The organism is Streptomyces sp. NPDC057271 (assembly GCF_042668715.1).
Taxonomy (GTDB): domain Bacteria; phylum Actinomycetota; class Actinomycetes; order Streptomycetales; family Streptomycetaceae; genus Streptomyces.
Window position 1 is genome coordinate 63,826 of sequence record NZ_JBHUYJ010000042.1, and the last position, 394, is coordinate 64,219.

A 394-nucleotide genomic window follows, 5' to 3' on the forward strand; every position below is an offset into this window, starting at 1 on the left:
TCCTTCTTTTGGCGGGGGGGGCTGGAGGGGCGGTTCGGGCGTCTCCGGGAAAGGAGAGAAGGGGGAGGGGGGGGTTGGGGTTGGCCTGGGGCCCCCCCGCTCCAGTACGTTTACGGCTCCGCCAGCAAGGGAAGCCCCGGCACCTTCGTGTGCCCGGACGGATGACCGAGCGGGGCGGGAATTCCGACTCAGAACTTCTGATAAAGTCGGATCAACGCCGGAAAGCGGATCGGGAAAGCCGAGAAGCCGGAAAGCATCGAGGAAATCGGATCGAAAAGATCTGATAGAGTCGGAAACGCAAGACCGAAGGGAAGCCCGGAGGAAAGCCCGAGAGGGTGAGTACAAAGGAAGCGTCCGTTCCTTGAGAACTCAACAGCGTGCCAAAAATCAACGC

General features: G+C 61.2%; 1 protein-coding gene. It reads right to left on the reverse strand.

All coding sequences use genetic code 11. From position 1 onward, the window contains the following. Positions 1–188: 188 nt before the first annotated feature. Positions 189–394: hypothetical protein (locus ACFUJR_RS20630; protein ID WP_383180138.1), on the reverse strand; the 206-nt coding region annotated here is incomplete at its 5' end.